Source organism: Streptomyces sp. NPDC029152, assembly GCF_055564355.1.
Genome location: NZ_JBVHWR010000013.1, coordinates 1 through 10,543, shown reverse-complemented (window position 1 = coordinate 10,543; position 10,543 = coordinate 1). Strand labels below are relative to the sequence as shown.

Here is a 10,543-nt window from a genome sequence, read left to right as displayed (position 1 = left end):
CGCACGCCCGCCGTCGCCATCTTGCTGTGAACGCGACCATTCCGGGAGTCGCGAGCGAACGCTTTCGCATGGCGGGACCCGGGGAGGCGCCCGTGTACGTCCAGGAACCGGGACCCCTCGCCGGCTCCCCCGGCCCGCTGCTGGTGAGGTGCCTGATGGTGGTCGGACGGCCCACGCCGGTCCCGGGCCGGACGCTGCCCTGACCCGTGCCGGTGCGTACGGGTAGTTTGTGGGCTCCGACAGGACTCCCAGGAAGGTTGGCCGTGGCTGCTGATCTGTCGCAGATCGTGAAGGCGTACGACGTACGCGGTGTGGTCCCGGACCAGTGGGACGAGTCGCTGGCCGAGCTGTTCGGCGCGGCCTTCGTCGAGCTGACCGGCGCGGACGCCGTCGTGGTCGGCCACGACATGCGGCCCTCCTCCCCGGGCCTGTCCGGCGCCTTCGCGCGCGGGGCGGCCGCCCGCGGCGCCGACGTCACCGAGATCGGCCTGTGCTCCACCGACCAGCTGTACTACGCCTCCGGCGCGCTGGACCTGCCGGGCGCCATGTTCACGGCCTCGCACAACCCTGCCCGGTACAACGGCATCAAGCTGTGCCGCGCCGGCGCCGCGCCCGTCGGCCAGGACACGGGCCTCGCGGAGATCCGCGCCCTCGTGGAGCGCTGGAGCGCCTCCGGCGCCCCGGAGCCGTCCGCCCGCCCGGGTACCGTCACCCGGCGCGACACGCTGGCCGACTACGCGGCCCACCTGCGCTCCCTCGTCGACCTCACCGCCATCCGCCGCCTGAAGGTCGTCGTCGACGCGGGCAACGGCATGGGCGGCCACACCGTCCCCACGGTCTTCGCCGGCCTGCCCCTCGACCTGGTGCCGATGTACTTCGAACTGGACGGCACCTTCCCCAACCACGAGGCCAACCCGCTCGACCCGGCCAACCTCGTCGACCTCCAGAAGCGCGTCCGCGAGGAGGGCGCCGACCTCGGCCTCGCCTTCGACGGCGACGCCGACCGCTGCTTCGTCGTCGACCAGAACGGCGACCCGGTCTCCCCGTCCGCGGTCACCGCCCTCGTGGCCGCCCGCGAACTCGCCCGCAACGGCGGCAGGGGCACCGTCATCCACAACCTCATCACCTCCCGGTCCGTGCCGGAGGTCGTGCGGGAGAACGGCGGCACCCCGGCACGCACGCGCGTGGGCCACTCCTTCATCAAGGCCGAGATGGCAAGGACCGGTGCCATCTTCGGCGGCGAGCACTCCGCGCACTATTACTTCCGCGACTTCTGGAACGCTGACACGGGCATGCTGGCCGCCCTCCACGTCCTCGCCGCCCTCGGCGAGCAGGACGGCCCGCTGACCGCCCTCGTCGCCCAGTACGACCGCTACGCCGGCTCCGGCGAGATCAACTCCACCGTCGCCGACCAGCGGGCCCGCCTCGCCGCGATCCGCGCCGCGTACGAGGGCCGCGACGGCGTCACCCTTGACGAGCTCGACGGCCTGACCGTCACCGCGGCCGACTGGTGGTTCAACGTCCGCCCGTCCAACACGGAGCCGCTGCTGCGCCTGAACGCGGAGGCCCGCGACGAGGCGACGATGACGAAGATCCGCGACGAGGCCCTGGCGATCATCCGGAACTAGCCGAGCCCAGCCGCCGCCGCAGCAGCCGCTACAGCTGCCGCAGCCGAGCCCGGCCGCCGCAGCCGCCGCAGCTGCGGGCAGTCGTGCCGCTGGGGCGGCACGGGTGGGCGCAGCGGCACCCGGCCGGCGCCGGCCCGCTTCCCCCACCCCCGGCCCGCGCTCTCGCCGGACGCCCACCGAGCCGGCCCGACCCCGGGCGCACGGCCACCCACCGGCGGTACCCTGACCAGCACATCCACACAAGCCCCACCGCCCCCGAAGGGAACCCCCATGCCGCTCGAAGCCGGCCTCCTGGAGATCCTCGCCTGCCCGGCCTGCCACGCCCCCCTCAAGGAGCAGGACGCGGAACTGATCTGCACCGGCCAGGACTGCGGCCTGGCGTACCCGGTCCGCGACGGCATCCCCGTCCTCCTCGTCGACGAAGCCCGCCGCCCCGAGTAACCGCCGGCCAGGCGCCGCGCCCGCGACCGAACGAACGCCCCGGCGATCGGAGACTGCCGCCATGCTCGACGAATCGCTCCTCGACGCCCCGGAGGGCCTCGCCGCGGCCGACCGCCGCGGCCTGCTCCGCGGCGCCGCCGAGGCCGGTGCCCGCGTACGCACCGCCGCCCGGCTCGCCGCCGAGACCGGCATCGGCAACCTCGAACCGGACGGCCGCCCACGCGCCGTCCTCATCGCCGGGCCCGGAGCCGCCGCCACCCACGCCGCCGACCTCCTCGGCACCCTGGCCGGCGCCGGCAGCCCCGTCACCCGCCTCGCCCCCACCGGCGTGGCGGCCGCCGCGGGCGCCCTGCGCTGGGAACTGCCCGGCTGGGCCGGCTCCGTGGACCTGCTGCTGATCGCCACCCCCGACGGCACCGAACCCGGCCTGGCCCTGCTCGCCGAACAGGCCTACCGCCGCGGCTGCGCGGTCGTCGCCGTGGCCCCCGACCGCTCCCCGCTCAGCGAGTCGGTGAACGGCTCCCACGGCCTGTTCATCCCGTTGGCGACCGCCCCCTACGACCGCGACGAGCCCCTCGCCGGCGCCGCCCCCGGCGTCCTGTGGGCGCTGCTCACCCCGCTGCTCGCGCTGCTGGACCGCACCGGTCTGCTGGAAGCGCCGCCCGAGGCCCTCGAGAAGGTCGCCGACCGCCTCGACCAGGTCGCCGAACGCTGCGGGCCCGCCGTCGTGACGTACAGCAACCCCGCCAAGACCCTGGCGGCCGAGCTGGCCGACTCCCTGCCCGTCGTCTGGACCGAGGGCACCTCCGCCGGACCGGCGGGCCGCCGTTTCGCCGCCGCGCTCGCCGAGCTCTCCGGCACCCCCGCGGTCGTCGCCGAACTGCCCGAGGCACTCGCGGCGCACGGCACCCTGCTCGCCGGCCGTCTCGCCGCCGCCGCGGACCCCGACGACTTCTTCCGCGACCGCGTCGACGAGGCACCCGCCCTGCACGCGCGCGTGGTGCTCCTGCGCGACCGCCCCGGCGGCGGCCTCACCGCCGCCCCCGCCGCCCGCGACCTGGCCCTCGGCCACGAGACGCCGATCAGCGAGCTCGAACCGGAGGCGGGCGGCGCGCTGGAGACCCTCGCGGAACTGATCGCCATCACGGATTTCACCGCCGTTTACCTGGCGCTCGCCTCCGGCGCCTGAGCTCGTACCCGCAAGGTACGCACCAGGAGAAGCACCGCACACACCGGCAGAGAGAGCCCATGGACCGCCTCGACAACACCGTCCGCCCCTACGCCTGGGGTTCCACCACCGCGATCCCGGCCCTGCTCGGCACCGAACCGACCGGCGAACCGCAGGCGGAGATGTGGATGGGAGCCCACCCCGGCGCCCCCTCCCGCACCGGCCGGGGCACCCTCGCCGAGGTCGTCGCCGCCGACCCGGAGAAGGAACTGGGCCCCGCCTCCGTCGCCCGGTTCGGCCCGCACCTGCCGTTCCTCCTCAAGCTCCTCGCCGCGGGCGCCCCGCTCTCCCTCCAGGTCCACCCCGACCTGACACAGGCCCAGGAGGGCTACGAGGACGAGGAACGCCGCGGGGTCCCCCTGGACGCCCCGCACCGCAACTACAAGGACGCCAACCACAAGCCCGAACTGATCTGCGCCCTCACCGAGTTCGACGGCCTGTGCGGCTTCCGCGCCCCCGCCGGGACCGCCGACCTCCTCGAGGGCCTCGGCGTCGCCTCCCTCAAGCCCTACGCCGACCTGCTCCGCGCCCACCCCGAGGACGCCGCGCTGCGCGAGGTCCTCACCGCGATCCTCACCGCCGACCCCGAGGACATGTCCCGCACGGTCGCCGAGACCGCGGCCGCCTGCGAACGCCTCGGCGGCGCCTACGCGCCCTACGCCGGCATAGCCCACCACTACCCGGGCGACCCCGGCGTCCTCGCCGCCCTGCTCCTCAACCACGTCCGGCTCCAGCCCGGCGAGGCCCTGTACCTGGGCGCCGGCATCCCGCACGCCTACCTCGACGGCCTCGGCGTCGAGATCATGGCCAACTCCGACAACGTCCTGCGCTGCGGCCTGACCCCCAAACACGTCGACGTCCCCGAACTCCTGCGCATCGTCCGCTTCGAGCCCGGCGACCCCGGCGTCCTGCGCCCGGAGGCGTCCCCCGACGGCGAAGAGGTCTACGACACCCCCATCGACGAGTTCCGCCTCTCCCGCTACGTCCTCGCCGAGGGCGCCGCCCCCCACGACCTCACCCTCCACGCCCCGCAGATCCTGCTCTGCACGGCGGGCTCCGTACGGGCGGGCGAGCACGACCTGGCCCCCGGCCGGTCCGTCTTCGTCCCGGCGGGCGAAAAGGCCGAAGTGTCCGGCCACGGCACGCTCTTCCGCGCCACCGTGCGTGTCTGACGGGATCGCGGCAACCCGATCAGGCGCACCGGCGCCCGGCCGGGCTGCAACAATGACCCACCGCAAAGGACGGGCAAAGCCGGTACCGGCCCAGGCCCTCCCCAGCGGTGTACTCACGCAGGCGAAGGCGAAGGGACAACGCGACACATGAGCGCGTCAGGCGGCACCAAAGCGATCGTGGCGGCACTCGGCGCCAACCTCGCGATCGCGGTATCGAAGTTCGTGGCGTTCCTCTTCAGCGGCTCGTCGTCGATGCTCGCCGAGTCCGTGCACTCGCTCGCGGACTCCGGCAACCAGGCCCTGCTCCTGGTCGGCGGCAAGAAGGCCCAGCGCGAGGCCACCCCGCAACACCCGTTCGGCTACGGCCGCGAGCGCTACATCTACGCCTTCCTCGTCTCCATCGTGCTCTTCTCGGTCGGCGGCATGTTCGCCCTCTACGAGGGCTACGAGAAGATCAAGCACCCGCACGAACTCGAGCACTGGTACTGGCCCGTCGGCGTCCTCGTCTTCGCGATCCTCGCCGAGGGCTTCTCCTTCCGCACCGCCATCAAGGAGTCCAACGCCCTGCGCGGCAAGCAGTCCTGGACGGAGTTCGTCCGCCGCGCCAAGGCCCCCGAGCTGCCGGTCGTCCTCCTGGAGGACTTCGGCGCGCTCATCGGCCTGGTCCTCGCCCTCGGCGGCGTCGGCCTCGCCCTGCTCACCGGCGACGGCGTCTGGGACGGCATCGGCACCCTGTGCATCGGCGTCCTGCTCATCCTGATCGCGCTCGTCCTGGCCGCCGAGACCAAGTCCCTGCTGCTCGGCGAGTCCGCGGGCGCCGAGGACGTCCGCAAGATCGAGGCCGCGACCGTCGACGGCGACACCGTCACCCGCATCATCCACATGCGCACGCTCCACCTCGGGCCCGAGGAACTCCTCGTCGCCGCCAAGATCGCCGTCCGGCACGACGAGTCGGCCGCCGAGGTCGCCGCCGCCATCGACGCCGCCGAGACCCGCATCCGCGAGGCCGTCCCGATCGCCCGCGTCATCTACCTCGAGCCGGACATCTACAGCGAGTCCGAGGCCGCCAAGGGCCCCGACCGCGAAGCCACCCCGGGCGGCCCGGCCACCGGCCACCACTGACGCCCCCCTCCCGGCCGGGGCCCGCCGAACCACTCGGCGGGCCCCGGCCGCGCTTCGCGCACGCCCGGAACGACCGGAAGTCACCGGAAGCCACCGGAGGCGGACTGGGGACGAGGGGGCCGGCGGTGTAGCTTGGGACGGAGCCAGACGTCGCTGCTGATGGCGGTCGGGCGGTCCCAGGACGGACCGGCCGAGGGAGAGAGGGCCTCCGACGGACTGCGCTGCGCGTACGCGGGCATGCCTGTGTCCTCTTCGGGGCACCCCTGTGTCCGCCGCCGCGCAGGTCAGCCGTAACCACCTCGATCCAACCCGAGGAGCAGCCCGTAATGACGACTGTCGACAAGCGACAGGACTTCAAGGTCGCCGACCTCTCCCTGGCCGAGTTCGGCCGCAAGGAGATCACCCTCGCCGAGCACGAGATGCCGGGCCTGATGGCGATCCGCAAGGAGTACGCCGAGGCCCAGCCGCTCGCCGGCGCCCGCGTCACCGGCTCCCTGCACATGACCGTGCAGACCGCCGTGCTCATCGAGACCCTCGTCGCCCTCGGCGCCGAGGTCCGCTGGGCCTCCTGCAACATCTTCTCCACCCAGGACCACGCGGCCGCCGCCATCGCCGTCGGCCCGAACGGCACGCCCGACAACCCGCAGGGCGTTCCCGTCTTCGCCTGGAAGGGCGAGACCCTGGAGGAGTACTGGTGGTGCACGGAGCAGGCGCTGACCTGGCCGAACACCCCCACCGGCGGCCCGAACATGATCCTGGACGACGGCGGTGACGCCACCCTCCTCGTCCACAAGGGCGTCGAGTACGAGAAGGACGGCAAGGTCCCCTCGCCCGACACCGCCGAGTCCGACGAGCACCGCGTCATCCTCGAGCTCCTCACCCGCACGGTGAGCGAGAGCCCGCAGAAGTGGACCCAGCTGGCGTCCGAGATCCGCGGTGTGACCGAGGAGACCACCACCGGCGTCCACCGCCTGTACGAGATGCACCGCGACGGCACCCTGCTGTTCCCGGCGATCAACGTCAACGACGCCGTCACCAAGTCGAAGTTCGACAACAAGTACGGCTGCCGCCACTCCCTGATCGACGGCATCAACCGCGCCACCGACACCCTGATCGGCGGCAAGACCGCGGTCGTCTGCGGCTACGGCGACGTGGGCAAGGGCTGCGCGGAGTCCCTGCGCGGCCAGGGCGCCCGCGTGATCATCACCGAGATCGACCCGATCTGCGCCCTGCAGGCGGCGATGGACGGCTACCAGGTCACGACGCTGGACGAGGTCGTCGACAAGGCCGACATCTTCGTCACCACGACCGGCAACAAGGACATCATCATGGCCTCGGACATGGCCAAGATGAAGCACCAGGCCATCGTCGGCAACATCGGCCACTTCGACAACGAGATCGACATGGCCGGCCTCGCCAAGATCCCCGGCATCGTCAAGGACGAGGTCAAGCCGCAGGTACACACGTGGACCTTCCCCGACGGCAAGGTGATCATCGTCCTGTCCGAGGGCCGCCTGCTGAACCTGGGCAACGCCACCGGCCACCCCTCGTTCGTGATGTCGAACTCGTTCGCGGACCAGACCCTGGCCCAGATCGAGCTGTTCACCAAGCCCGACGAGTACCCGACCGACGTCTACGTGCTGCCCAAGCACCTGGACGAGAAGGTCGCGCGCCTCCACCTCGACGCCCTCGGCGTCAAGCTGACCACGCTCCGTCCGGAGCAGGCCGAGTACATCGGCGTCAAGGTCGAGGGCCCCTACAAGTCGGACCACTACCGCTACTGAGCCACCGGCTCCTCCGAGGCAGGCCCCCGCACCCCCGTGCCGGGGGCCTGCCCCATGAGCGCCACGCCCGCATCAGCGGCCGGACCAGCCCGTCACCACCCAGGACACCCATGCCCCGCGGCCGTTATTCGCTCCACGATCCGCACGACCACACCCCCCTCGCGGAAGAACACTTCCAGTGCGCCCCCGGCCCCTCCGGCTGGCGCTACGTCTCCCGGCTGACCGGTCCCACCGGAGACCACCTCGGCTCCGTCGACCTCGCCCTCGACGAACTCGGCCGCCCCATCCGCCTCGAACTCCACGCCGCCGACTGGCAGGTGCGCGGCGCGGCCATCGACGGCGTCACCTGGGTCCGTACCGACCCCACCGGAGTCCACGCCACCGAAGGCAATGCGCGCGCCCACGCCTTCACCGGCACGTCCCCGGCCTTCCTCGTCGCCACCACCCGACTCCTGCGCCTCACCCCCTCCGCACCGGCCGCCCGCGTACGCCTCGTCGCCCTCACGGATCCGGTCCTCGCCCCCCGCACCGTGGACCAGTCCTGGGCCTTGGTGGACAGAGAAGCACACGCCACTGACAACGGCCCTCTCGTCGTGGACGAATACCAGGTCACAGCCCTGGACACGGGCGAACAGCACGTCGTGCACATCGCCGGAGACGTCGTACTCGCGGCCCCCGGCATCGAGCTGGAGGACCTGGAGTCACCGCCGTCCGTGTTCCCGCCGGCGGAACCGGGCACCGGCGGATGACGCCGTGACGCGCCCGGCGGGAGGCGCCGGCGGCGACCGCTACGCCGGCGGCACGAATCCGGTGGCGGGCCGCTCGTCGCGCGGGTCCACCGCCGGCCGGGAACCTCGCGGGGCCGCCGCCGGAGGCAGCACCGGGGGAGCCACCGGGGAAACCGGCGACGGATACACCGCCGGCGGCGTCGGCGGCACGGGCGCGGCCGACGCCGCGGCAGGGGACGCGCCCCGGGGCATGCCGCCGCCGAAGGTCCGCCGGGCCTCCCGCGCCTGCCGTTCCTGCAGCACCGCCGCCAGGTACGCGGCCGGCGGCACACCCTGCGGCACCGGAGCACCCGTACGGGCCGCGACGTCGGAGGCGAGCCGCTCCGCCATGGTCCAGCCGACCTGGGGATCCAGCTGCCCCATCCGCACGAGGCACTGACGGACGGCGAGCCACAGACCGTCGGGCACCGCGGACAGGTCGAGCTCCGAGAAGCGCCCCGCCAGCCACGGCGGAGGCGGCGGCAGGAAACCCGTCGGCGCGACCGGTACCCGCTCCCGCACGACGAGTGTCCCCGCGAACACGTCACCGACGCGGCGCCCCCGGGCCGAGACCAAAGAGGCGATACAGGCCACCACCCCGAGCGTCAGCAGGATCTCGACCACCCCGATCAGGCCCCGCACCAGCGCGTGCCGGAACCGGATCGGCCCGCCGTCGTCCCGCACCACCCGCAGCCCGCACGCCATCTTCCCCAGTGACCGCCCGTGACTGAGCGTCTCCACCGCGATCGGCCCGCCCACCAGCACCAGGACGAAAACGGCGAGGGACAGCGCCGTCTGGGCCGCCGTGTCCAAGGACGCGGTCGACGCGACCAGAGCGACGGTGCACACCACGTAGGCGACCACGGCCACCGTCAGATCGAGCAGGACGGCCAGGGCCCTGCTGGGCAGCTTCGCGGGACGCAGCTCCAGCGCCACCGCCTCGCCCGTCACCAGCTCACTCATGCCCGCCGCCCTTCCCCTGCCTGCCCCCGTCCCCGCCAGTCTGCCAAGCTGAGGACGCACCGCGCCGCAGTACGACAAGCTGATCCACGACGAGCCGCCGACGATAGCCGAGGAGCAGGCACACCGATGGACCTCGACGTCTTCGTCTCCGCCCACCGGGCGGAGTGGGACCGCCTCGACGCCCTGCTCCGGCGCCGACGCCGGCTCACCGGCGCCGAGACCGACGAACTCGTCGCCCTCTACCAGCGCACGGCCACCCACCTCTCGCTCATCCGGTCGAGCGTCCCCGACCCGCAGCTGACCGGACGGCTCAGTCAACTGGTGGCACGCGCGCGCAGTGCGGTGACAGGCACCCGCCGGGCCTCCTGGCGGGACGTCACGCGTTTCCTGACCCGGCAGTTCCCGGCCGCTGTCTACCGGGCCCGCCACTGGTGGGTCCCCACCGCACTCGTATCGACCGCCGTCGCGGCACTCCTGGGCTGGTGGATCGGCTCCCACCCCGAGGTGCAGTCCACCATCGCGGCCCCCAGCGAACTGCGCGAGCTCACCCGGCCCGGCGGCCAGTACGAGACGTACTACTCCAGCCATCCCGCGGCCTCCTTCGCCGCACAGGTCTGGACGAACAACGCCTGGGCCGCCGCGCTCTGCCTGATCCTGGGCGTCTTCCTGTGCCTGCCGGTCATCTGGATCCTGTTCCAGAACATGCTCAACCTCGGTGTCGGGTTCGGCCTGATGTCGTCGGCCGGCCGCCTCGACACCTTCCTCGGTCTCGTCCTGCCCCACGGCCTGCTCGAACTGACCGCCGTCTTCGTGGCCGCGGGCACCGGCCTGAGGCTCGGCTGGACCCTCATCGACCCGGGCCCGCGCACCCGGCGCACCGCCCTCGCCGAAGAGGGCCGCGCCGCCATCGGCATGGCCGTGGGCCTCGCCCTGGTCCTGTTCGTCTCCGGCGCCATCGAAGGCTTCGTCACCCCGTCCGGCCTGCCCACCTGGGCCCGCGTCACCATCGGCGTGGCGGCCGAGCTGGCCTTCCTGGCCTACGTCTACGTACTCGGCGGCCGTGCCGTACGCGCCGGCGACATGGGAGACGTCGACGCGGCCGAACGCAGCGCCACCGTGCCGACGGCCGCCTGATGTGCATCGGCCCCGGTGGAGCTGCTAGTGTCCTCTTCGTTCCCGCAAGAGCCGTTGACACGGAGCGAGCGGGGAGGTAGATTTAAACAGTTGCCTGGAGGTGGGTTCATCCCACAGGACAACAGTGAACATCTACTAGGCTCCCTCCCGGATCTCCGTATTCGGAGAAGCCATCCTCCCGATTAATCGGAAATGAACGGCCGGTCAGACCGGCTCAGAACTTCTGATAAAGTCGGAACCGCCGGAAAGGGAAACGCGGAAGCGGGAACCTGGAAAGCACCGAGGAAATCGGATCGGAAAAGGA

10 protein-coding genes are annotated in these 10,543 nt (G+C 72.6%); 9 read left to right on the top strand and 1 reads right to left on the bottom strand.

What is annotated here, in order from left to right:
- The 8 genes from ACZ4V6_RS25620 to ACZ4V6_RS25585 all read left to right on the top strand — a co-directional run.
- Nucleotides 1-203, top strand: a 203-nt coding sequence (locus ACZ4V6_RS25620; protein ID WP_467831624.1) for a hypothetical protein, incomplete at its 5' end; no start/stop codon positions are given.
- A 60-nt stretch (nt 204-263) separates the two neighbouring features.
- A complete protein-coding gene (locus tag ACZ4V6_RS25615) occupies nt 264-1,628 on the top strand; it encodes a phosphomannomutase/phosphoglucomutase (RefSeq protein WP_467831622.1) in 1,365 nt (454 codons plus the stop codon).
- 270 nt (nt 1,629-1,898) lie between these two features.
- Complete coding sequence (locus ACZ4V6_RS25610) at nt 1,899-2,069, top strand: Trm112 family protein (RefSeq protein WP_007450268.1); 171 nt, start codon at nt 1,899-1,901, stop codon at nt 2,067-2,069.
- A gap of 61 nt (nt 2,070-2,130) precedes the next feature.
- Nucleotides 2,131-3,258, top strand: coding sequence for an SIS domain-containing protein (locus ACZ4V6_RS25605; RefSeq protein ID WP_467831618.1), 1,128 nt, complete (start codon nt 2,131-2,133; stop codon nt 3,256-3,258).
- A gap of 59 nt (nt 3,259-3,317) precedes the next feature.
- Complete coding sequence (gene manA, locus ACZ4V6_RS25600; RefSeq protein ID WP_467831615.1) at nt 3,318-4,469, top strand: mannose-6-phosphate isomerase, class I; 1,152 nt, start codon at nt 3,318-3,320, stop codon at nt 4,467-4,469.
- Between the two features lie 147 nt (nt 4,470-4,616).
- A complete protein-coding gene (locus ACZ4V6_RS25595; RefSeq protein WP_467831612.1) occupies nt 4,617-5,591 on the top strand; it encodes a cation diffusion facilitator family transporter in 975 nt (324 codons plus the stop codon).
- Nucleotides 5,592-5,917: 326 nt separating this feature from the next.
- Nucleotides 5,918-7,375 (top strand): adenosylhomocysteinase, encoded by a 1,458-nt coding sequence (gene ahcY, locus ACZ4V6_RS25590; RefSeq protein WP_467831609.1) that lies wholly within the window; start codon nt 5,918-5,920, stop codon nt 7,373-7,375.
- 110 nt (nt 7,376-7,485) lie between these two features.
- On the top strand, nt 7,486-8,124 hold the full coding sequence (locus tag ACZ4V6_RS25585; RefSeq protein ID WP_467831607.1) for a hypothetical protein: 639 nt from the start codon (nt 7,486-7,488) through the stop codon (nt 8,122-8,124).
- Nucleotides 8,125-8,163: 39 nt separating this feature from the next.
- On the opposite strand, the gene ACZ4V6_RS25580 is transcribed toward ACZ4V6_RS25585, so the two are convergent.
- The gene (locus ACZ4V6_RS25580; protein ID WP_467831605.1) at nt 8,164-9,105 is read right to left on the bottom strand and encodes an RDD family protein; all 942 of its coding nucleotides are present in this window, start codon (nt 9,103-9,105) and stop codon (nt 8,164-8,166) included.
- A gap of 126 nt (nt 9,106-9,231) precedes the next feature.
- Here ACZ4V6_RS25580 and ACZ4V6_RS25575 point away from each other — a divergent pair, with 126 nt between their 5' ends.
- A complete protein-coding gene (locus ACZ4V6_RS25575; protein ID WP_467831602.1) occupies nt 9,232-10,239 on the top strand; it encodes a stage II sporulation protein M in 1,008 nt (335 codons plus the stop codon).
- Nucleotides 10,240-10,543 lie beyond the last annotated feature (304 nt).

Bases quoted from the DNA above. Each gene is read 5' to 3' on its own strand.
- ACZ4V6_RS25610 (WP_007450268.1), top strand. From the start codon at position 1,899: ATGCCGCTCGAAGCCGGCCTCCTGGAGATCCTCGCCTGCCCGGCCTGC.
- ACZ4V6_RS25605 (WP_467831618.1), top strand. From the start codon at position 2,131: ATGCTCGACGAATCGCTCCTCGACGCCCCGGAGGGCCTCGCCGCGGCC.
- manA (WP_467831615.1), top strand. From the start codon at position 3,318: ATGGACCGCCTCGACAACACCGTCCGCCCCTACGCCTGGGGTTCCACC.
- ACZ4V6_RS25595 (WP_467831612.1), top strand. From the start codon at position 4,617: ATGAGCGCGTCAGGCGGCACCAAAGCGATCGTGGCGGCACTCGGCGCC.
- ahcY (WP_467831609.1), top strand. From the start codon at position 5,918: ATGACGACTGTCGACAAGCGACAGGACTTCAAGGTCGCCGACCTCTCC.
- ACZ4V6_RS25585 (WP_467831607.1), top strand. From the start codon at position 7,486: ATGCCCCGCGGCCGTTATTCGCTCCACGATCCGCACGACCACACCCCC.
- ACZ4V6_RS25580 (WP_467831605.1), bottom strand. From the start codon at position 9,105: ATGAGTGAGCTGGTGACGGGCGAGGCGGTGGCGCTGGAGCTGCGTCCC.
- ACZ4V6_RS25575 (WP_467831602.1), top strand. From the start codon at position 9,232: ATGGACCTCGACGTCTTCGTCTCCGCCCACCGGGCGGAGTGGGACCGC.